Source organism: Streptomyces sp. SS7 (assembly GCF_037993025.1).
GTDB lineage: Bacteria > Actinomycetota > Actinomycetes > Streptomycetales > Streptomycetaceae > Streptomyces.
In genome coordinates this window covers 1-20,185 of the sequence record NZ_CP141223.1, presented here as the reverse complement: position 1 = coordinate 20,185, position 20,185 = coordinate 1, and the positions used below count along the sequence as shown (strand labels likewise).

Here is a 20,185-nt window from a genome sequence, read left to right as displayed (position 1 = left end):
GAGACGCAATGGCCACGAACACCGTCACAGACGACCCTCCACAGACAGCCGTGACCCGCAGGGACGCGCTGAAGCTGGCCGGCCTCGGCTCGGCAGAAAGTCCTCGGCGTGGGCGTCGGCGGACTCCGCGCCGCCACCAACGGTGCCTTCAGCGCCGGATCCGGTGATCCGTACGACCTCTGGCACGGCTGGACCTCGATGGCCGGCACCGAACGGGTCGTCGCCGCCGGCGTCCTGGCGTGCGACCCGCACAACACGCCACAAGCAACCCGGCACTGATCGGCGAGGCCCGCGACGCCTTCGCCTCCGGCATGCACCTCGCCCTCCTCAGCGGCGCAGCCACCACCGTCCTGGCCGTCGTCGTCACCCTCCTGCTGCGCCGGACCGGCAAGCCCGGCACGGACCAGGCACAGACGCCGAACAGCGGCACCCACAGCGACACGGCGAAGTCGGCTGCGTAGCCACCGCCGACCGCCCGACAGCCATCACGACGTACGGCGCGAGGGCCGCACCCCGCTGCCCTCAGCGACGTACCAGGAAGGAACCGGCCATGACGCTGCCGTATCCTCAGCCGCCGCACCAGCCCCACCCTGTGCAACTCCCCGAACCCCTGGTGGCCCTCACCCGGGCCTTCTCCCTGCTCGGCAGACGCGGCACCGGGCTGATCATCACCGCCCTCGCCCGGGGCCCGGCCGATGCCGCCCAGGTGTGCGAGCGCCTCCCCGCTCTCAGCGAAGGCGTGCTCACCCGGCGCCTGCGGGAGATGACCACCCTCGGCCTCGTGACCCGAACCGCCGCGCCGGACACGCCCTCACGTTCCCGCTACGCGCTCTCCGCCCACGGTAAGGCCCTCCTCATCCCGCTGGCCGCCCTGACCGTGTGGGCGGAGGACCACCTCTGCGCCGGCGTCCCTGAGGCCGAGGCCGGCCGCAGAAGACCGCTGAGGCACCCGGCTCAGGTTCCTGGCCTCAGCCGGCGTCATACCCACGCTGCTGATCGAGGGCACGTCCGTGAAGGACGGGAAGGCGAGCAGACGGCGGGGCCGGCGCCGCGAGGGCTTCGTGACAGCAGGCGCGCCCGAGCCTCGCTGCGAGCGGCACGCCTGGGAAACCGGTAGAGCGCCCCGGCGAACTTCGCCCCTCACACCCGATCCTGCCTCACTCGAAGGAGCCAGATGCCCACGCTCGATCGTCACGACGACGTTTTCGTTCTCGACCTCGGAGACGGCGAGAACCGCTTCCACCCCGACTGGCTCGCCTCCGTCGCCACCGCACTGGACGAGGTCGGGAAAGAGACAGGCCCGCGCGCTCTGGTGACCACCGCGACGGGAAAGTTCTACTCCAACGGCCTGGACCTGGACTGGCTGCTGGCCCACCTGGACGAGCACCCCGGCTACGTCGTCTGCGTCCAGGAGCTCTTCGCGCGCATGCTGTCCCTGCCGGTGATCACCGTCGCGGCTCTGCAGGGACATGCCTTCGCGGCCGGAGCGATGTTCTCCCTCGCGCACGACTTCCGCATCATGCGCGCAGACCGCGGATACTGGTGCCTGCCCGAGGCGGACATCGACATCCCCTTCAGCCCCGGCATGTCCGCACTCATCCAGGCACGGCTGGGCCCGCACACCGCGCACCGGGCCATGCTCACCGCGCACCGCTACGGCGGAGCCGACGCGGTGGCCGCCGGCATCGTCGACCAGGCGGTCGCCGAGAACGAAGTGCGTACGGCGGCCATCGCACTGGCCCGGTCGCAGGCGAGCAGGGCGGGGGTCACCCTCGGCACCATCAAAGCCCGCATGTACGCCCCGGCCCTGACCGCGTTGCGCGACACCACCCTTCCCCTCGGATGAAGTGCCGTACACGCCGTCACGGCGGCCGGGGCGGGGCGCTCGGCGAAGGAACGCCGGCCGGGGCACACCGGCAGCGCGTCCCCGGCTGCCGCAGTGCGGTCAGCCGCGAGGGGGACCGCGACGTGCAGAAGCCGCAATGCGCCGTCCCGCCCTCACGGCCTGGGCAGAACACGACGCTGCCTGTGCCGGCACGAGGCGGGCACAGGCAGCGCGGGGGAGGAGGGCGGCAGCCGGTCATCCCTCCGTGGCGGCACCGTCGAAACCGTCGGCGCTGTCACGGGTGCCGGGGGAGCGCCGCAGGAGGAAAGCGACCGATGCCGCACCCAGGAGGGCTGCTCCTGCTCCGGTGACGAGAGCGAGGTGCAGACCGGAGGCGAAGGCATCGCGGGCCTGATTGACCAGGGCGGCGTCGCCTGTCCTGGCGCCGACGATGTTGGCTGCGGCGAGGGATGAGCGAACTGCCTCAGCCACGTGGGCCGGGAGCCCCTCGGTGTCGAGAGTGTTGCGGTAGCCGGCGTTCAGCGCACTGCCGAGGACGGCGATTCCCAGGGCGCCGCCCAGTTCACGGGACAGGTCGTTCACCGCCGAGCCCACGTTTTGCAGGCGGGAGGGCAAGGCGTCGGTGATGGCCGCGGTGGCGGGCGTCATGGCCAGGCCCATACCGGCGCCCAGGAGAATGAGCCCCGTCACGATGAGCCGGTAGGAGCTCGTCTTGTCGAGCTCGGCGAGCACGCTCAGACCGACGGCGACGGCTGTCAGCCCTGCGATCCAGGGACGGCGAGCGCCGACGCGTGCTGCCAGTTTCGGGGACAGCCGGGCGCTCGGAATCATGGCGGCGGGCATGGGCAGCACACTCAGGGCGGCGATCAGCGCGCTGTCGCCTCGCACGAGCTGCAGGTACTGCATGACGACGAAGATGAACCCGAAGAACGCGAAGAACTGCAAGGTGATCGACAAAGTCCCGGCGGCGAACGGCCTGTTGCGGAAGAGCCGGGGATCCAGCAGAGGGCGGGGGTGGCGCAGCTCCCAGACGACGAAACCGGCGAGCACGAGGAATCCCGCCGTGATGCCGATCAGGGTGCGGGCGCTCGCCCAGCCCTGCTCGGGCGCCTGGATGACCGAGTAGACCAGAATTCCCAGACCGACGACCGTGAGCGTGGCGCCGACGGTGTCGATGCGCTGCTTGTTCGCTTCGGCCGACTCCGGCACGAAGACGTAACTGCCGACGAACGCCACGACCGCGAGAACGACGTTCACCCAGAAGACAGATCGCCAGGACCATGCTTCGAGCACGGCGCCGGAAGCCAGCAGGCCCAGTATGGCGCTCGCTCCCGCGACGGCCGCCCAGATGCTGACCGCACTTGCCCTCTGTTCACGGGGAAAGGTGCTGGTGATGGTCGAGAGTGTGGCGGGCATGACAAAGGCAGCCGCCACCCCCAGCAGAGCTCGCAGGGCGATGAGAACCCCGGGTTCCGAGGAGAACGCGGCCGCGACCGATCCGGCCGCGAACAGAGCGAGGCCGCTCAGCAAGGCCCGGCGCCGGCCGAACCGGTCGCCCAGAGTCGCCGCCAGCAGCAGAAGGGCGGCAAAGACCAGACTGTAGGCGTCGATGATCCACGACAGCTGCGTCTGACTCGCGTGGGTCTCACGGGCGATGTCGGGCAGGGCCACATTCAGCGATGCCATCGCCGAGACGACGGTTGCCAGAGCCAGGCATGTGACGGCCAGCACTGCGCCGTGACGCACCGCTTGGTGACCTTGTTCTGTGAGGCCTCGGTTCATGAGAGGCGTCCTTTCCCGCTGGACAGGTGCGCTGGTGCGATGGACGCCTCCATGGCGGATGCAGCCGCCATGGAGGCGCGGCGCAGCAGCAGCGCAGAGTTCATGACGCGCGAGCGCGCAGTGTGAGGGGGACCGGCGCCGACCGCTGCCGCCCCGGCACCGCAACGGGCTGCACCACGGAAGACGCCTCATGCCAACGTTTGTTGGCCAACCTCCGTTGACATTAACGCATCCAGAGGGATGGAAAGTCAACGAGCGATGGCCTACATTTGTTGGCATGACACCAGACAGCACAGAAGCTCCCCCCGGCCCCCGGCGCTCCGACCGCACCCGGACAGCGATCCTCGACGCCGCCCGCCAGCGCTTTGCCGCTCAGGGCTTCGAACGCACGACAATCCGGGCCGTCGCGGCCGACGCGGGCATCGACCCCTCCATGGTCATGCGCTACTACGGCAGCAAGGCCCAGCTCTTCGACGCCGCCCTCGACATCGACCTGCGCCTTCCCGACCTGTCCGCCACCCCGGCAGAGGAACGGGCCGAAGCCCTCGTGCGGCACTTCCTGCACCGCTGGGAGCACGAGGGCGCCGACGACGCGCTCCTGCTGCTTCTGCGCTCCGCCGTCACCAACGACCAGGCGGCACGCCGCATGCGGGAGATCTTCGCCGCCCAGGTCTCCCCGGCCCTGGGCCCCGCCAGCAAAGACAACGTCGGGCTGGTCTCCGCCCAGCTGCTCGGCCTCGCCCTCACCCGCTATCTGCTGCGCATCCCAGCCGTAGTGCGCATGACACCTGAAGAGATCGTCGCCGCCTACACGCCCGCCGTCCGGAGCATCCTCGAACCGCAGGCATCCGCCCATTGAACAGACAGATCAGACGACGGAACCGGTCAAAGCCCCAGGCGGTGCCGCCGGCCACCTCGTGTCCACCACCGCGGGGCTGAAGCCGCGAGCGGTCAGGTCGCCTGCCTGTGCGGCGGCCTTCACGGCGGGACCGTGCTTCCTGCGCAGTCCAGTCCAGTCCAGTGCTGTCGGCCGGCCCAGTGCATGACCGGCCGCCCGTCCGTCGTGACACGCTTGCCCTCGCCCGTACTCCGGCGGTGATCTGGGCGCCACCGGGTGCCGTCCGCGACGCGGTGCACCTTGCGTATCCGGGTGGTGGGTCCGGCATCGCCTGCACGGTGGGGCCAGATCAGCGGCGGGCTTCCTGATACGTCGCTGCCGGACGCGATCGGCACAGCGCGGCCGCGGCCGCCTACCACGCTGCAGAATCACGCGATCTGCGTTTCAGACCGACTGGGCGCCTCGTATGTCTGAGATCAGGGCCAGCGCCTCCTGCGAGACGTATGGCCAGCCCTCGGCCTCCCGGATGGGCAGGCATTACTCATCTCCGGTTCCCCGGCTCACGGTTGACTGACCCTGCTTGCCCGAGCAACCGGAGCAGTGCCAGAGGCAGGCAAGTTCGCGGTGAGGGAGGGCCACCCGCCCGGAACACCTCTCAGTGCGGGGCCCGGACTCCGGCCGCTCCCGATGTCAGCGGGCCGCTGGGACGGCAGGGCGGCCGGTACCCGTTGCACGGCGCCGCGCGATGGCTGATCCCGCCCGCAGCACTGCACGACATCCGGCTGTGCCGCTCGGCCACCCGCCCGGCAGGCAGTAACCACCTCCGCTGCGGCAGAACAGCATCACAGAAAGAAGAAGATCAGCACGATGAACAAGCTCATAGGCCCCCTGTGCGCAGTGTCGGCAGCCGTTGTTCTGGCGGTCATGCCCACTGCGGCACAGGCAGACGGGATCGAAGACGGCGCCCCCCTGGCGGCCGCCGAGAACGAGATCATCGACCAACTCGCGGCACTGGGCTGGCCGGGCCAGGACCCGGAGAACTTCTACCCCGGTGCCGGCGCCCACGCGGACTCCGCCACAGCCACGGTCGTCTGGGGCACGCCCGGCGATCCCAGCTCCTATCAGGTCGAGGCCAAGTGCGCGCAGTTCCTCACCGCCTCGCTGAAACATGCCTACTCCTGGGCCACCGACGCGTGGTTCACCTCCGGTATCGGCTTCCGCAGCCCGACCTCGGAGCAGTACTACGACGCCTTCACCGACACCTCCGCCGGCGGCGCGCTCGACGACATGAGCGATCACGTCAACCGCCCCTCCGCACAGCGGGTCAGCGACCTGCACGCGGGTTCCGTCATCGCGGTGAAGTACCTGGACGGCTCGGACGGGGGAGCTACCGGGCACATGATGGTCGTGCAGTCCGTGGCACCGTTCGAGCGCGACGGCAACAGCGCCACCCAGGAGTACGCGGTCAGGGTCTCCGACAGCACCTCCGCCCCGCACGGCGTCGCCTTCTCCTCCAAGACGTCGACGCACTGGGCGTTCCGGGACACCCGGGTCGAGGGCTCTCCGGGACTTACCACGAAGGAATGGAGCGGTGCCGGCCGGGGAACGATCTTCATCCAGGCCGACGCCCTCACCGGCAAGCCGACCGGTCACTGGTGGGGCCGCAACGAGGCCGCGTTCCACACCGTCGCCGACCGGCCCATGGTCTTCGTCGACATCACCCGCTGAGCCTGCAGGGCGGCGGCAGCGGCGCTCACCGCCGCGGCCGCCGCCCCCGGCCGCCCGCTGGGCGCCGGCAAGGCGTGACCTGGGCTGTGTGAGCACCTGCGTGCCGCACGAGGCTCTGAGGCCCGTGACATTCAATGGCGATGAATAAACCTCGTGGACGTCCGCGTGGAGGCTCCGACGCCAAGGAGAGGATTCTGGCGGCGGCGAAGACGGCGTTCCTGCGGCACGGCTACAACGCGACGACGATGCGAGCCGTTGCCTCGGCAGCCGGCGTGGACCCGGCCCTGATCAGCTATCACTTCGGCTCCAAGCAAGGGTTGTTCGCTGGGGCGATGGCGCTCGGGATCAGCCCGGGCCAGGTGATGGCCCGCGTCCTCGAGGGTGATCCCGGGCAGATGCCCGAACAGATCATCCGGGCTGTCCTGGCCGTATGGGATGATCCGGAACTCGCTGGTCCGCTGACGCTGCTGGTCACCCAGGCCCAGCGGGACCCGGCGCTCATGCGCGCGTTCCGCGAGTACGTCGAGCGGGAACTGACCGCCCGACTGGCGCAACACATCGGCGGAATTGACGCCGCGGAACGAGCGGGGGCCGTGCTGACGACGACTCTCGGACTGACCTTCAGCCGTTACGTTCTCAGGCTGAACCCGATGGCCGCCATGGACTCCGAGCGGATCATCGGCCTCCTGGCTCCAGGACTTGGTGCACTTCTCCCTCCGGCCCGATCCGCCGATGAATGAGAGAGCCGGGGCGGGAGCCGGCGCAATCCAGGACGCCGCCGCCCGCCCGTAGGCCGCGAGAAGCACGGCGTGACGCCCGGCCCGGACGGTCCGTTGCGCCAACGGCTCCTCTCGCTCGGCCCGGCCGTGGCGCCGATGGCCGCACTGATGCCGTGGGCGATGGCGAACGCGCTGGTCACCGCAGCTTCCACCCTCCTGTGTGCAGAACTGCGCGCACGTTTCACCTTCCAGGCCGGTAGGCCTGCCCGATGGCGCGGCCACCGGCGGTCCGCCGGATCTGACGCGGCCGCCTACGTGATGACCTGTGCGGCGACGCTCCTCCCGCACCTGCCGTCGGCCGGCATGCCCAGCGAGCAGGCCGTCCGCCTCGGCGCTGGACAGCTCTGCCTCAGCGCCTCGGCCGAGTTCTCGTCCTCTTCGCCCTCGCGCATCCCTGCCGTCGCGCGCCCCTGAGGTGCGGTGACGGGAAAAAAATGAGTACCGATTACTCATTTCGGGATCTCGCGGGTGATCCATATTCATGCGCATGGGCTCTCCGCTCAGGGCGCCGTGCCGCGGTGAGCCGCTCGACGGGGCGGCCGCCGCGCCTTCCCGCCCACCGCTGTGCGGAAAGGCGCGATCCTTCAGGCGGGCGCGGCCTGTGGGTTGCGCGTGTTGTTCCGTTTCACGGGCACGCGACGCCCCGTCAGGGCTCCGGGGCGAGGCCCAGCATGCCACTCAGTTCACTCAGGCACTGTTCGTAGAGCGGTTGCATGTCGGTCAGGACGAAGTCCATCTGGTGAACCGCTTCGGGGGGCAGGCGCCGGTCGATCAGACGGGAGTACGCGTGCAGTTGTTCGGGCAGGCCCTGGGGCAGCGCGTCCAGTTCCGGCACCGGGAACGGACGGGTGTTCCACACCTCGACGATCATGTCGATGAAGACGTTCTCGAAGCGCAGGCCGGCCTGGTGCCGGGCGGAGTCGGGCTGGTGCTGCGTGCCGCTGACGGGGCTGGCGAAGATCCACTCGAACTCGGCGGGATGGGATACGGCCCAGGCGCGCATCGCGCGGCACGCGCCCAGGAACCGGTCCGCGGGCGGGGCGCCCGTGCGCTTAGATCACCAGCGGCCGCGGCCACCACTGACCGCGTACGTATGACGGCCCACCGGTGGCCGGCCCGAGGCCGGCGCCCCCACCAGCCGCAGGCCCGCCCGCCAGGCCGCCGGCCGTCGCACGACATGCCACGAAACGGGGGCAGCCGGCCGACGGCAGGCCTGGTCAGCAGGCCTGCCGACCACCCGGTGTCCTCGGCCCGTCGTGCCCCGCCGGCCGGATACTGCCGAGCGGCTTGCCCTCCCGTACGTCCGGGAAGGAAACCGGCAGGTCGACGTCACCGGACCCCCGCAGGCCGATGCACACGCACGGCATCGCCTCGATGCGTTCGCGCTGGCGAGGGCTGCGACGAGGCGGCCCGGGGCCTATTCCCGCGCAAGCCGGAACTCGGCCATGAGCAGCCCGGGTGCCCGCTCGACGGTGCCGACACGGGTGAAGCCGAGACGCTCATAGAGAGCGATGGCCGGACGATTGTCCGCGCCCGTGCTGACCAGCGCCTGCCCGGTGGGCTCCAGCTCGGTCAACAGGTGATCGAGCAGTCTCAGAGCCAAACCACGGCGAAACCATGCCGGGTCGACGCACACCCGGTCGATATCGATGCCGTTTCCTCCGGCCAGGCGCTGCCAGGCAACGAAGGCGGCAAGGTCACCGTCACGCGTCGTCATCCCGAGCCAACGCAACGGCTGGGCCCGCATCTCTTCCAGGCTCTCCACGAGAGCGGGTATTCCGTCGAAACCGATCAGCGCGGCCTCGACTGCATACGACCGGCGGCCGGTCAGGTGCACCGCCGTCGCCGTCGCCATGTCCGTCACGTCCAGCTCGCTGACGAACACAGCCGGAGCGCATTCACTGCCCCCGTGCCGCTCGAGATGAGACTCGACTCTGCTGTATGAACGCATGACATGCCTTGCCGTAGAGGTCTGAAGGTCAGCGACAAGCGTGTGTCGCGGCCGCCGTGCAGCACCTGAGCAAGAGGCACTCATGTGCCCACGACTCGCCGCTGCGCAGCCGACCATCCGGTGTCCGACTGCAGCCCCGCACCCCCGGGTTGGTGACGACCGTGGCGATGCCGGACCGAAACGCGGTGCCGCCGTTGGCTTTTGCGGACAGGCCCTCTGAATGTCAGAGGGAGGACTCGATCAGCTGCCGGCCGTCGGCGTGCGTGGTGCGACAGCCCGCAGCGAGTACATGATCGGCAGATAAGTGTCGCTGAAGGGGAACCGGTAGAGGCCGTCGGCGCCTCGAGGCAGGATGTGGCGGCCGTCGGATTCCGTCTCGGTGTGCTCTGCCAGCCGCTCCACAACCAGGCCCGCCGAAGCGGCGGCCGTCACGATCTCACCGACCGAGTAGGGGAACTGCACCGTCTGCTGCGGCGCTGTCACAACGCTCGGATCTGCATACGTGCCGGTGAGAGCGGCGTACTGAGCCTCGCCGCCGCCGTAGGGCCAGTCGGCTACGAAGGGTTCGAAGCTGAGGACGGTCTGGAAGACCGGATGAATGTCCACCAGGACCAGCCGGCCTCCTGGCCTGAGCGCCCGCGCGGCCCCCCGCATCCACGCGCCGACATCCGCGATCCAGGACAACACGCCATACGTGGCGACGACGACGTCGAACCCGGCCGCAAGGCTGTCGGGCAGGCGCTGGGCGTCCGCCATGACGAAGTCCGCGACCAGTCCCGCCTTTTCGGCGAGGGCCCGGGCACGGGCGATCGCTACGGGGGAGAAGTCGACTCCGGTGACCCTCGCGCCCAGGCGGGCCCAGTTCAAGGTGTCCATGCCGAAGTGGCAGTGCAGGTGGAGCAGATCCTTGCCCGCTACGTCACCGGCCAGTTCACGCTCGATGCTGCGCAGCGTCTGCTGACCGCCGAGAAACGCCTCCACGTCGTAGGACTGATCGGTTGCTGTCATGCCGTGGGTTTCGGCCCAGGAATCCCAAAGCGCCCGGTTGGCGGCAAGCCCCTCAGCGTGCCCGTCCCTGCGCGCGTCGGCTTCCTCAACGCCGAAGTCGTCCTGTACAGCCATCGCGAACCTCCTGTTCCGGGCCGCACTCGCATGCGGCCCCCACGTCGGGATTCTCCAGGACGCAGGAGCACCCCCACATGAGTAGGAGGTACTCGGCTGGAGCCAGAAGCTGCTTGCCCGGACGTGCCAAGCCCGCCGGTGCGGAGAGTCGGCCCCCACACGCGCCGCGCCCTCGAAGACCGTCCCTGTGACCGGCCTCGTTCCGGGTTTGAGTACCGCTTGCTCAGTCGCCCCAAAGCTGCGCGGCGTCTCCTGGAAGAGTCACACAGCAGCTCTCCGAGGCCGTGATCACCATGACTTGCACCGCACCTCCCACCGCCGCCGGCACGACAGACGACTCCTTCGCCCCCACCGCGACCCGACCTTCCGCGCCGGCTCGGACCGCCGACGCGTGGAGGCTGTCGCTGCAGTGCGGCCCGCCGGCGCCCGCGACCGCGCGCCGCGAGGCCCGCAGGGTGATGCACGCCTGGGGAGCCGACGAGGAAACCGTGGACGACGCCCTGCTGGTCGTCTCGGAGCTGGTGACCAACGCGGTGCAGTACGCCGAGCCGCCCGTCGCCGTGTCCCTGTGCTTCTTCGACGACCGGGCGATCCTGGTCGCGGTCACCGACGGCGGCCCCCGCCCCGAGGACCAGCACGACGACGACCGCCCCGCCGACGAACACGGGCGCGGCACCTTCATCGTGGACGCCGTCGCCGTAGGCGCCGGCGACGTCACCGGGCGGGACGGACGGATCAACCACTGGGCAGTCATAGGGCCCTCAGCGCTGTGACGGTGTACGGCCAGAACGATGTCCGGCCCCGCCGGGACAACGGCGATCGTGGCATTGAGCGCTCTTTCGCCCCCGGAATGCATCTCGCCCCGGTGAGCGGAACCGGCGCCGCACTTTTGGCCGTCGTCATGTCTTTGCTCCGCCGTGCGGCCAAAGTCCGTACGGACGCAGGCGAGCACAGCGCAACCGGCGAGGACCGTGTCGTGATCAGTATGCCGACGCGGTAGCCGGCCGCCCGTCCACCCGGTAGAGCACACCACCCCGGAGATCCGCGCCGAGCACCCAGGAGGACAGCGATGCACGAGCCGCTGAAAGCAGTAGCCCTCACCGCAGCCGTAGCCGGCGTGCTGCTCGCCGCTCCCATCGGCTCGATCGTCGTGGCCAGGGCGGCAGCCCCGGTCCTGGTGGACGACAGCGCCGTAGTCACAGACGCAGAGCACGAGATCAACGAGCGCCCCGGCGGCACCGGCTGCCCGGATGACAACGCGGACGAATCCCCTCTCCGCGCGGTCGGCCACCCGGAGGGCACCACGGGAACGGTCACGTGGGGCACGGTCAGGGAAGACATGATCGTCATCCGCCCGGGCACTGAGACCGCTCCGCCCGACGGCTGCTGGTGGGGTTCCGACGAGGCTCCTCCGCCTACGGCCGGCGAACGATCCATGACGTTCGTCGACGTCACCCGGACCGAGTGATCCGTCCCCCAGCGCATGACGGCCGTGCAGAGGCTTCAGGCCGGCGCCGAGCGCCGGGGGCGTCCCCCCGTCGGCTCGCCAGATGACCGTTACGACCTGACAAGGATGACCGACCCATGACTCTCGTCACGCTCAACGACCTGCACACGGCCCGTCAACGCCTGGAGCCAGTGATCTCCCGTACGTCGCTGCTCAGGGCTCCATGGGCCTCCTGCGACCATCGGTCTCTCTTGCTGAAACCAGAAAACCTGCAGATCACCGGCTCGTTCAAGATACGTGGCGCATACAATCGACTGTCGCGGATGTCCGAGTCGCAGAAGACCCGCGGCGTCATTGCACGCTCGAGCGGGAACCACGGCAAAGCACTTGCCTACGCGGCCCGGCAGGAAGGCGTGAAAGCAACGATCGTCATGCCCTCCACGGCCGCCAAGGTGAAAATCGGCGGGGTCCGGGAGTACGGGGCCGATGTGCGCTTTGCTTCCCCCGAGCAGTGCCCAGCCCTCACTGAGCAGCTGGCCGCGGAACACGGCTATGCGATCGTGCCGCCCTTCGACGACCTGGACATCATCGCGGGCCAGGGGACGGTCGGCCTCGAGATATCCGACGAAGCCGTGGCTGCGGTACTAGACATCGGCACGGTGCTGGTGCCCGTCAGCGGAGGCGGACTGATCTCAGGAGTCGCCGCTGCACTGAAGCTCACACACCCCGGCATACGGGTGGTGGGCGTCGAGCCGGAGCTGGCGGCGGACGCCGGAGAAAGCCTGCGCGCCGGCCGGCGCGTGACCTGGCCCATTGAGCGTGTCAGCCGGACCATCGCCGACGGACTGCGCATGACAACCGTGGGGGAGCACACCTTCGAGCACATGCACGTTTTCGTCGACGACATCATCACCGTCACCGAAGAGGAGATCTGCTCGAGCGTGGCCCTTCTGGCACGGCGCGCGGGCATGATCGTCGAACCGTCCGGGGCCGTCACCACGGCGGCGTACCTCTACCACGAGCGCGACCTCCCCACTGCCGGGGGACACGTGGCGGTGATCAGTGGAGGCAACGTCGATCCCGACCTGTTCGAACAGCTGCGCAAAGAAGCCCCGTTGCCCTTCCAGACGTGCCGCAGGCGAAACAAGGCCGAGGACGAAGCAGAGCACTGAGACCACCTTCCACGCAGTGAGGCGGACGAGCCGTGGGCACCACACCCCTGCCGCGCGCGGCCCAGGATGAGCACCCATTACTCAAGCGCCCTTGCACTCCGGTGCACAGGATGAGCGCACGAGGTACACGTGCGTTCCTCATCCGATCAATGCGAAAGCCCCCAGATATCACCTAGGAGCAGGAGAAATAAGCAGAATGAGAAGGATCATAATCGCAGCGTGGGCGGCCTGCGCCGTCGTGGCTATGCCCTCGCTGGCGCATGCCGCCCCCGGGGACGGCCCGTCGGACGGACACCGCATGCCCACCGCGGCCAGCCGGAACATGGACCCGGGCGGCGGGGGCGGGTGACCGTGCCGCCGATGGCCAGAGGTTTGGAAGCACCGGGGCGAGCACGGCGCGGACGAAGATATGACCGGCCGACGTCGTTGATTTCTCGTGTGGTTGGTTACGCGCAGAACAACGCCGACCGCATAAGACGTCCACATCGTCGTGGCAACCGTCTTTGACGTGCCGGCGACTGGCCCGCCGGCTCTTGGTTTACGGCCGATGGGCGTGCTGGGCTGAGACGAGGGTGTCACCCCGTTCTTCTCGGCACGCCTTCGCCTGAACCCCGCCCCCACATGTTCGACAGACTTCGTCATGCCGCCCCCGACAACACTTGTCCCGCAACCCGCCCCGTTCCCGCCTGCTGCGGTCTCAACTGGTTGTTCCGATTCGGCGCGACGGAGTCTTGGACCGTCAGCCATTCTGCGGGTCTGGAGAAGTCGACGCCCGCACAAGCCCAGCTAGGCATGGCCCAACGACAAGCGTAGGACCTCGCTCAGGTTACAGACATAATATTCCGTGTGATGCTACAGAAAAGCCGCTGGCAGCAGCACATCAGGCGAAGCTCCGCTGCCCGTGCAAAGACGATGCCGAGGCTCACGACGCCGGATCTCCCGCCTCTCGATCAGCATGCCGCTCATGCAGTCCGGTAGCATTGTCCGACCGGTCGCCCCTTGAGGGAGCAGTCGAATGCAGGGCTGGGCAGACAGATGGCCGCTCATCGGGCGACAGTCATTCATGGATTCCTTCGCCCGGGACCTGTCCGACGGACACACCCGGGGCTGGATGATCTGCGGGCCGGCTGGGGTGGGGAAGACCCGCCTGGCTGATGAGTTTCTGGAACTGGCAACCGCCCAGAGCGGACGACGCACCGCGAGGGCCGCAGCCGGCAAGGCTGCCGGGCAGGTACCCCTCAGCGCGATCGCCCACCTGCTGCCCCCGGACATCGACCTGGCAGACCCGGTCAGCGGCTTCCGAGCCGTCGCCCGGACCATGGCCGCAGAGCCAGGCAAGCCCACCGTGGTCTTCGTCGACGACATGCACCATCTGGACAGCTCATCAGCCGTCCTGCTCGGACAGCTCCTGGACTCCCAAGTCATCGTCCTGGTCGGCACCGCCCGCACTGGTGAACCAGTCAGTGACGCTGTCGAGGCCCTGCTACGACGCGGGGACCGCATCCGCCGCATCGACCTGTCCCACATGGACCGCACCCAGGTCGAGACACTCGTCCAACGCGTCCTCGGCGGCCTCGTCGGCCGCCGCACCCTGCACGCGCTGTACACCGCAAGCGGTGGAAACGTCCTCTTCCTGAAAGAACTCGTCCTGGGAGCCGTCGAATCAGACACCCTCAGCCTCAACGGCGAAGTCTGGGAAATCCCCGATCACTGGCTCGCCGTCACCCCCCACCTCAACGACCTGATCACCGCCAAGATCGCAGCCACCCCGCCCGCAGCGCTCCCGCTCCTGCAAGCCCTCGCCCTCTGCGGCCCCCTGTCCGTGACCGACGCCGCCTCTCTCATCGACCACGCCCACCTGGCCGAAGTCGAGAGCTCGGGCATCATCCAGGTCACCACACACGGCCGAAGAATCACCATCGCGCTGTCCCACCCCCTGTACAGCGAAGTCATAGCCGCCGGCATCTCACCCCTCCAGCGCTACGACCTGGGTCTCCGACTGGCCGAGCGTCTCGAAACCCACGGACTCCGACGCCGCGACGACGCCCTGCACGTCGCTTCCTGGCGACTGGCAGCCATCGGCACCGCCGACCCCGCCCTCCTGGCCCAGGCCGCAGCCATCGCGATGAACGCCAACGACAACGAACAGGTCATCCAACTGCTCACCGCGATCAAACCGGACCAGCACACGCTGCAGACCCGGATCCTACTGGGCCGAGTGCTGACATACACCGGCCGCCTGGAACGCGCCGAAGAGGTCCTCGCCGAAGCCGACGCCCACGCCCGCGACGATCAGGAGAAGATCACCGCAGTAACCGCCCGGAGCATGAATCTGTTCTGGTCCAGCCCCCAACTCGACCGAGCACTCTCCGTGTGCGCTGACGCCCGCACAGCGCTGCGCAGCCGGACGGCGAAGCAACAGCTGCATTTCATGGAAGGGGCCATGCAGGCCGTCTCCGGTCTACCCGAGGACGGGCTCCAACTGCTCGACAGCCTCCCCGGAGCCCCGCATCAGGAGAGCCCTGACATCTGGCTGCTGGCGGCGACGACGAAAGCCGTGGGCCTGGCCGCTGTCGGCCGCGTGGCCCAGGCCCGGGCCCTGGCCGAGCACGGGCACAGCATGCACCAGGCGATCGGTGGAGGAACGCTCCTTCCCCATCCCGCCATCCAACTGGCGCCGCTCGCGCTGGCCCTCTCGGAGTCCGGTCTGATCAGCGAGGCCCGCGAAACCTGCCTGAGCGCTTTCGACACCCTTCAGGATTCACCCTCCCCCCTCGCGCGCCAATGGCTCGCCTACTTCATCGCACGAACGGAATGGCTGGCCGGCCACCCCTCCAGCGCCCGCCGCTGGTACGCGGAAGCCGCCGCCATCGCACGTACGCACCAGCACACCAGGACCACCAGGCTCTACGTATCGGGTCTGATCGCCTGCGCGGCACTGACCGGCGACACGGACACAGCCGAGTCCCTGCTCCCGGAACTCGAACAGCACGCACCGAGCGGTTTCATGGCCGGCGAGGAGACTCTCGGCACTGCCTGGCTCCACGCGGCCCAAGGCAAGCTCAGCCGCGCCCGCGACGTCCTGCACACTGCGGCCGACGACGCTCGCCGCACCGGCCACACCCTGTCCGAGGTCCTTCTGCTCACCGACATCGCACGCCTCGGTGACGCCTCGAGCGTCCAGCGCCGCCTCACCGAACTCGCGACCCAGTGCGACGGAGCCCTCACCCACACCCGCGCACAGCTGGCAACCGCCCTCGCCGACAACGACCCCGGCCGCCTCATGGAGTGCTCACACGCCTTCCAGCAAATGGGCTCGCCCATCCTCGCCGCAGAAGCCGCAGCCGCAGCCGCCGGCGCCTGGACACGCCAGGGAGACCCCCGCAAAGCCACCGCCGACGCCGCTCGCGCCACAGCCCTCGCGGCCCAATGCGAAGATGCCCGGACCCCGCTCCTGTCAACACTCGGCGCCTCATCCGTCCGCCTGACCAAACGCGAACAAGAGATCGCCCTGATGGCCGCCGCCGGGAGCTCCAGCAAAACGATTTCCCAACACCTCACGCTTTCTGTCCGTACCGTCGACAACCATCTCCAGCACATCTACCTCAAGCTCGGCGTACGCACCCGGGCCGACCTCGCGAAAGCCCTCGAATACCAAGCGGCCCGTCACCCGACATCACCTGGAATGTGACCGAGCCTTTCGTCGCCGAATCAGTCAGACCAGGCCTGGGCGGCACCTCGGCCCACAGCGCTGCGTCGATCCGCGATGCTGTACAACGCTTGCTGCTGCGGTCATACAGGCGGGACAGCGCGACCTTCCGTACGGGACAAGGCGAGCCCTCGCCGGGCGGCTGACAGGGTGGGATGTTCGCTGGTGACGTGCGGAGTGAGGAGGGCGATGGCCCGGGCGTAGTGCAGGACAGCTTGGTCGAAGGCGTCGCACTGGCGATAGGCGGTGGCGAGGTTGACCAGTGTAGTGGCGAGCTCGGGATGGGAGTCGCCGAGGAGGCGTGCTTTGAGGGCGAGAGCGCGGGTGTAGCCGTCGATGGCGGCAGTGCGGTTGCCTCGACGATGCTGGAGGGCGGCGAGGTTGTGTGTGGTGACGGCGATCTCGTAGTGCTCGGCGCCGTGGACGCGGTGGAAGACGCTGAGGGCGGCGCGCAATTGAGTTTCCGCATCGCCCGAGCGGCCGCAGCCCTCCAGGAGAGCGGCCCAGGCGGCCCGGTCGGCCGCGACGAGCAGGTGGCCGGGACCGTGCAGGCGGGTGCGGATGCCCACCGAACGTGCGGCCCAGGGCTCGCCCTCATGGTGGGTGCCGCGGGCGTGGGCCAGGCCACCCAGGTTGTGGCACAGGGTGGCGACGGTGTCGTGGTCACTTCCGTAGGTGTTTTCGCAGATGTTCAGAGCCCGCAGATAGAGGGCCCGGGACCGGTCGAAGTGGCCGGTGTACTTGCCCAGAACGCCCCATTCGTTGCACACCGCGGCCACCTCCGGGCAGTCGGCGCCGTAGGTGTGTTCTGCGGCGCAGAGGGTCAGGGCCAGCAGAATTCCGGCGCGTCGGTAGTCGCCGTGTTTGCGCCAGTGGCGGGCCAGCTCGAACCTGGGCGTCCAAATGCCCGGTGGAGTCGTGACGGCGGCCAGCGATGGCGGCCCGCAGGGCGGCTTCGGCCGGCTCGGTTTCCCTGGATGGAGTCACGACGCTGATTCCTTCGGCACGGGGTGCGGCGGCACGGCGACCGGAATGCGCATGAGCGGTGCCGGCAAGAAGCGGCCTCTGTGGTACCAGAGGTGACCTGCGGTCAGCGCCAGGGCGGCGGCGCAGAGGGGGAAGAGAGCGCGCAGAGCGCCGACGGCGAGCAAGGCGCTGGTGGTGGCGGCACCGATGGCGAAGCCCCCGGTCCAGGCGAGCATGTGGGCGCCGTTGTAGCGTCCGAGCAACGCAGCCGGAGCGATGTCATTGACAAGTGTGGGCGGCACCGGGCTGAACAGAGTCCCGCCCACGGCGAGGACCGCCGCCGCGGCGGCGAGGACTACCGGCGAGGGGTGGGAAACGGAGATGACGGTCCAGGCGAGGGCCATGCACATGAGTGCGGCTGCCAGAACACCGGCCCGGCTCCGTCCAGGCAGCCGACGCTGGACGGGAATCTGCAGGATTGCGCTGGTGACCATGAATGCGGCAAACATCCAGCCCAAATCGGCTTGCACACCGGCGGCGGTGGCAAGGGTGGGAAGCCCGATCTGCAGCTGGGCGAATCCGGTGGCGACGGTGAAGGCCACCAGAAGGCATATCCGACGCAGAACCGGGTCCGCCGTCAGTGTGGCGTACCTGCCGCGCTGACCCGCGGTCCTGGCGGTGGCCGACTCCTTCTCCCTCGAGTCCGCAGGCCGGGGTGAAGAAGTGATCCGTACCGCGACGAGCAGGGCGAATCCGGCGAAAGAGAGGGCATCCAGGACGTACAGCAGTCTCAGCCCGCTGCCGGTGCCCAGCACGACGAGCGTGAGCGAGGCGGCTGCGGCGCCCAGAGCACCCCCGAGGTTGACGGCCGTGTTGCGCCAGGCGAATGCCGCCTGGCGCAGAGGCCCTGGTGCCGCCTGGGCCAGCATCGCGTCCAGGGCTGGGGCCAGTACGGTGTAACCGGCCGTGTGGGCGAGCACCGCCGCGGCGCCCGGCAGCGGACTGGTGGCGGCTGCCATCCACACCGAACACACCGCAGTCACCACCAATGCGGTGACAACGACCGCCTTCGCCCCGATCCGGTCGCACAGAGCGCCCCCGAGGGTGGCACCGGCCAGCGCCATGACGGCCCGTACGACGAGCAGCAGACTGACGACTCCGATCGGGGTGTGGCATGCGTCGTGCAGATAGACCAGCAGAAACGGGATGGTGGTACCTGACCCGATGCTGGACAGCAGCTCCCCGCCCACTACGACCCGCGCCGCCGAGGGAAGACGGAGTGTTCTTTCGGCGCGGGACGCAGGCCCGACTCGGCGGCGGGCACGATCACGGATCGCTTCGGATATCGGCACTGCAGGGGCTCCTCACGGCCCCCCGCCGTCGGTGGCTGCCGCTGTCTTGCGGGACTGGGCCGGTGTCGGGGTGGGCCTTGTCATACAGGCAGGAAGGAGCGCTCGCGAGGAAGTCCTCGACAGTGGCGAAGGCGCGGTCAGGACTGCGCCCCCTCAGGTCGTCGCGGTCCTCCCGCCGGGCGACGTCCGCCAGGAAGTTTCTCGCTCCACAACTTGGCCGACTGCAGGATTGGGTCACTGCAGACGGAGCATCCGGTGGAATCGCCAGGCAGCACCAGCCGCTCAGGAACCATCAGATGCGCTCAGTGGCTGTCCACTTGGCTGGGAACGGATCGTGCTGGAGCAGTACCCGACGGTGGACCGCGCCCGCACTGCGGCTGTCAAGGAGGCAGCGTTCGGCGGCGGTGCACCGTCGATCCAAGCGGGCCCGGTGTCCGCCCGGAGGCGAGCAGGCTGAAGACGCGCAGCGCTTCCGGCCCCTTCATGAGGAACCGCACGTTGTGCCCCAGCGTCACCACTTCGCGACACCTGCCATAGCGCCCGTCGATCCGCGGTTGCAGCTAGAAAACGCGAGGGACGCCTCGGCCTGATCCCGAGCTGTGAACGTCGGCCGACGACGCCCCACACGCACGCAGTCGCAATCAGCAGACGATCACGACATGGTGGACCCCGTCGTCAGGTTGCCTGAGGCGAAGCCCAACTCGATGCTCTCGTCCACATCGGCGTCAACGTCGACGGGCAAGGTGATCTCGTTGTGGTTGTAGCTGCCCGTCTTGCTGGCCCAGATGATTCCGGCCTCGGCAACGTCCTTCATGGCATCTCCTGTTTCGTGTTCGCAGTTCCCGCGTGTACGCGGCGAAGTGGATGCATGCAATGTATGAGGGTGCCCAACGTCCTCGACTGAGTAATCAGTACTTCATTGCCCTACGGGGCCCACTCTGGACGGCGACCCGGCTCGGCCGCTGCTTGGCAGGGCTGCGCGTTGCGGCGCGCCCGGCCGAAGATCGGCGCTCGTTCAGTTGTGGGAGCGGCGCCGGCCTGCCGTTGGCCAGGCCTGTCGCGTCGGAAGCAGGTCGGCGTTCTTGTTCGCCAGCAGCGGCCAGACGGGCCGGGGGAGTTCCCTGAGATGTAAAGGACGTCACCAATGCGGCCACACCTCGAGCGGGGGAGACTCCGAACTCAAATCTTCCATAGTTTTGAATCCAAGGAAGCACCCCAACCGCACGCCTCAACCGCCCATCTGACAAGGCCTCAACAAGAAGGCCGACGGCCTCCGCTCTACCAGCCAGTGCCGGCCACGGAGTGGGCAGGTCCCTCAATTCACCTTGGGTGTAGTCAAGCTGCAGAGGAATCCAAAGTTGGGCACGATCGCGGAGCGATCGGGGCACACCTCTGATCCGCGGAGCGGATCGCGACCGGCCCCGGAGGGGCCGGGCCGCTGTCCGCGGAGCGGAGACGGGGGTACCGACGCGTAGCGTCGGCGCGTCGATCCT

General features: G+C 68.9%; 19 protein-coding genes. 12 read left to right on the top strand and 7 right to left on the bottom strand.

The window, feature by feature from the left end; genetic code table 11:
- The first annotated feature begins 108 nt into the window (after positions 1-108).
- From U5640_RS00095 to U5640_RS00080, 4 genes are all read left to right on the top strand, one after another.
- Positions 109-279 carry a hypothetical protein gene (locus U5640_RS00095; RefSeq protein WP_340373746.1) on the top strand — a complete coding sequence of 57 codons (171 nt, stop codon included), beginning with the start codon at positions 109-111 and terminating at the stop codon, positions 277-279.
- Positions 240-461: a hypothetical protein gene (locus U5640_RS00090; protein WP_340373745.1), complete on the top strand. Its 222-nt coding sequence runs from the start codon at positions 240-242 to the stop codon at positions 459-461. The genes U5640_RS00095 and U5640_RS00090 overlap by 40 nt, the downstream gene beginning before the upstream one ends.
- 89 nt (positions 462-550) lie before the next feature.
- Positions 551-1,117, top strand: coding sequence for a helix-turn-helix domain-containing protein (locus U5640_RS00085; RefSeq protein WP_340373744.1), 567 nt, complete (start codon positions 551-553; stop codon positions 1,115-1,117).
- 57 nt (positions 1,118-1,174) lie between these two features.
- Positions 1,175-1,846 carry an enoyl-CoA hydratase-related protein gene (locus tag U5640_RS00080; protein ID WP_340373743.1) on the top strand — a complete coding sequence of 224 codons (672 nt, stop codon included), beginning with the start codon at positions 1,175-1,177 and terminating at the stop codon, positions 1,844-1,846.
- 234 nt (positions 1,847-2,080) lie between these two features.
- Here U5640_RS00080 and U5640_RS00075 read toward each other — a convergent pair whose 3' ends face one another.
- Positions 2,081-3,628, bottom strand: a complete 1,548-nt coding sequence (locus U5640_RS00075) for an MFS transporter (protein WP_340373742.1) — start codon at positions 3,626-3,628, stop codon at positions 2,081-2,083.
- Positions 3,629-3,905: 277 nt separating this feature from the next.
- On the opposite strand from U5640_RS00075, the gene U5640_RS00070 reads away from it, so the two are divergent.
- The 4 genes from U5640_RS00070 (at position 3,906) to U5640_RS00055 (ending at position 7,387) form a co-directional block, all read left to right on the top strand.
- Positions 3,906-4,487 carry a TetR family transcriptional regulator gene (locus tag U5640_RS00070; RefSeq protein WP_340373741.1) on the top strand — a complete coding sequence of 194 codons (582 nt, stop codon included), beginning with the start codon at positions 3,906-3,908 and terminating at the stop codon, positions 4,485-4,487.
- 903 nt (positions 4,488-5,390) lie between these two features.
- Positions 5,391-6,194: a hypothetical protein gene (locus tag U5640_RS00065; protein WP_340373740.1), complete on the top strand. Its 804-nt coding sequence runs from the start codon at positions 5,391-5,393 to the stop codon at positions 6,192-6,194.
- Between the two features lie 134 nt (positions 6,195-6,328).
- On the top strand, positions 6,329-6,934 hold the full coding sequence (locus U5640_RS00060; RefSeq protein ID WP_340373739.1) for a TetR family transcriptional regulator: 606 nt from the start codon (positions 6,329-6,331) through the stop codon (positions 6,932-6,934).
- A gap of 69 nt (positions 6,935-7,003) precedes the next feature.
- The gene (locus tag U5640_RS00055) at positions 7,004-7,387 is read left to right on the top strand and encodes a hypothetical protein (protein ID WP_340373738.1); all 384 of its coding nucleotides are present in this window, start codon (positions 7,004-7,006) and stop codon (positions 7,385-7,387) included.
- 232 nt (positions 7,388-7,619) lie between these two features.
- Here the strand turns inward: U5640_RS00055 and U5640_RS00050 are convergent, their stop codons facing one another.
- From U5640_RS00050 to U5640_RS00040, 3 genes are all read right to left on the bottom strand, one after another.
- On the bottom strand, positions 7,620-7,994 hold the full coding sequence (locus U5640_RS00050) for a TetR-like C-terminal domain-containing protein (protein ID WP_340384838.1): 375 nt from the start codon (positions 7,992-7,994) through the stop codon (positions 7,620-7,622).
- 396 nt (positions 7,995-8,390) lie between these two features.
- Positions 8,391-8,858: a GNAT family N-acetyltransferase gene (locus tag U5640_RS00045; protein WP_340373737.1), complete on the bottom strand. Its 468-nt coding sequence runs from the start codon at positions 8,856-8,858 to the stop codon at positions 8,391-8,393.
- 306 nt (positions 8,859-9,164) lie between these two features.
- Positions 9,165-10,046 carry a class I SAM-dependent methyltransferase gene (locus U5640_RS00040; protein ID WP_340373736.1) on the bottom strand — a complete coding sequence of 294 codons (882 nt, stop codon included), beginning with the start codon at positions 10,044-10,046 and terminating at the stop codon, positions 9,165-9,167.
- Positions 10,047-10,339: 293 nt separating this feature from the next.
- Here U5640_RS00040 and U5640_RS00035 point away from each other — a divergent pair, with 293 nt between their 5' ends.
- The 4 genes from U5640_RS00035 (at position 10,340) to U5640_RS00020 (ending at position 16,356) form a co-directional block, all read left to right on the top strand.
- Complete coding sequence (locus U5640_RS00035; RefSeq protein WP_340373735.1) at positions 10,340-10,819, top strand: ATP-binding protein; 480 nt, start codon at positions 10,340-10,342, stop codon at positions 10,817-10,819.
- A 296-nt stretch (positions 10,820-11,115) separates the two neighbouring features.
- Entirely contained in the window at positions 11,116-11,514 is a 399-nt protein-coding gene (locus tag U5640_RS00030; protein ID WP_340373734.1) for a hypothetical protein, read from the top strand.
- 116 nt (positions 11,515-11,630) lie between these two features.
- The gene (locus U5640_RS00025) at positions 11,631-12,665 is read left to right on the top strand and encodes a threonine/serine dehydratase (protein WP_340373733.1); all 1,035 of its coding nucleotides are present in this window, start codon (positions 11,631-11,633) and stop codon (positions 12,663-12,665) included.
- A gap of 1,063 nt (positions 12,666-13,728) precedes the next feature.
- Positions 13,729-16,356 (top strand): LuxR C-terminal-related transcriptional regulator, encoded by a 2,628-nt coding sequence (locus tag U5640_RS00020; RefSeq protein WP_340373732.1) that lies wholly within the window; start codon positions 13,729-13,731, stop codon positions 16,354-16,356.
- Positions 16,357-16,457: 101 nt separating this feature from the next.
- Here U5640_RS00020 and U5640_RS00015 read toward each other — a convergent pair whose 3' ends face one another.
- The 3 genes from U5640_RS00015 to U5640_RS00005 all read right to left on the bottom strand — a co-directional run bounded on the left by U5640_RS00015 (position 16,458) and on the right by U5640_RS00005 (position 19,506).
- Positions 16,458-17,144 (bottom strand): tetratricopeptide repeat protein, encoded by a 687-nt coding sequence (locus U5640_RS00015; protein ID WP_340373731.1) that lies wholly within the window; start codon positions 17,142-17,144, stop codon positions 16,458-16,460.
- 213 nt (positions 17,145-17,357) lie between these two features.
- Positions 17,358-18,692 (bottom strand): MFS transporter, encoded by a 1,335-nt coding sequence (locus U5640_RS00010; RefSeq protein ID WP_340373730.1) that lies wholly within the window; start codon positions 18,690-18,692, stop codon positions 17,358-17,360.
- Between the two features lie 652 nt (positions 18,693-19,344).
- On the bottom strand, positions 19,345-19,506 hold the full coding sequence (locus U5640_RS00005) for a hypothetical protein (protein ID WP_340373729.1): 162 nt from the start codon (positions 19,504-19,506) through the stop codon (positions 19,345-19,347).
- Between the last annotated feature and the right edge of the window lie 679 nt (positions 19,507-20,185).

Coding starts and splice junctions, on each gene's coding strand:
- U5640_RS00085 (WP_340373744.1), top strand. CDS start 551: ATGACGCTGCCGTATCCTCAGCCGCCGCACCAGCCCCACCCTGTGCAA.
- U5640_RS00080 (WP_340373743.1), top strand. CDS start 1,175: ATGCCCACGCTCGATCGTCACGACGACGTTTTCGTTCTCGACCTCGGA.
- U5640_RS00075 (WP_340373742.1), bottom strand. CDS start 3,628: ATGAACCGAGGCCTCACAGAACAAGGTCACCAAGCGGTGCGTCACGGC.
- U5640_RS00070 (WP_340373741.1), top strand. CDS start 3,906: ATGACACCAGACAGCACAGAAGCTCCCCCCGGCCCCCGGCGCTCCGAC.
- U5640_RS00065 (WP_340373740.1), top strand. CDS start 5,391: ATGCCCACTGCGGCACAGGCAGACGGGATCGAAGACGGCGCCCCCCTG.
- U5640_RS00060 (WP_340373739.1), top strand. CDS start 6,329: ATGGCGATGAATAAACCTCGTGGACGTCCGCGTGGAGGCTCCGACGCC.
- U5640_RS00040 (WP_340373736.1), bottom strand. CDS start 10,046: ATGGCTGTACAGGACGACTTCGGCGTTGAGGAAGCCGACGCGCGCAGG.
- U5640_RS00035 (WP_340373735.1), top strand. CDS start 10,340: ATGACTTGCACCGCACCTCCCACCGCCGCCGGCACGACAGACGACTCC.
- U5640_RS00030 (WP_340373734.1), top strand. CDS start 11,116: ATGCACGAGCCGCTGAAAGCAGTAGCCCTCACCGCAGCCGTAGCCGGC.
- U5640_RS00025 (WP_340373733.1), top strand. CDS start 11,631: ATGACTCTCGTCACGCTCAACGACCTGCACACGGCCCGTCAACGCCTG.
- U5640_RS00020 (WP_340373732.1), top strand. CDS start 13,729: ATGGATTCCTTCGCCCGGGACCTGTCCGACGGACACACCCGGGGCTGG.
- U5640_RS00005 (WP_340373729.1), bottom strand. CDS start 19,506: ATGAAGGACGTTGCCGAGGCCGGAATCATCTGGGCCAGCAAGACGGGC.